Origin of the sequence: Streptomyces tateyamensis, from assembly GCF_003205575.1 — a bacterium.
Classification (GTDB): Bacteria; Actinomycetota; Actinomycetes; order Streptomycetales; family Streptomycetaceae; genus Kitasatospora; species Kitasatospora tateyamensis.
Map to the genome: position 1 here is coordinate 1 of NZ_PYBW01000413.1, position 361 is coordinate 361.

A 361-nucleotide genomic window follows, 5' to 3' on the forward strand; every position below is an offset into this window, starting at 1 on the left:
GGCCCCGCCGAGGCGGCGGCGCTGCGGGCGGTGGGCACCGCGCAGGTGGCGACGGTGACCAGCGTGGCCGAGGCGCGGGCGGCCGCGGCGCTGGGGATGGACGCGCTCTGCGTCCAGGGCCCCGAGGCGGGCGGGCACCGCGGCACCTACCAGGTGGCCGCCCAGCCGGGCCGCGAGGCGCTGACCGCGCTGCTGGCTGCCGTCGGCGCGGCGGGTCCCCAACCGCTCCGCCCGGCCGGCGGGCTCCGGCGCCGGCCCGCGAACCCCCCCCCCCCGGGGCCGGGCGCGGCGGCCGGGCCACTGGGGGCGGCGGTCCCGGCTGGCGGCGCGGGGGGGCGCCTGCGCGGGCGCCCGCCCCGCG

Annotated in this window: 1 protein-coding gene; it reads left to right on the plus strand. The window is 87.0% G+C overall.

Going from position 1 to position 361, the window contains the following annotated elements; genetic code table 11:
- Positions 1 to 361 (plus strand): nitronate monooxygenase (locus tag C7C46_RS33995; protein ID WP_181442701.1); only part of this gene is annotated, 361 nt, incomplete at both ends.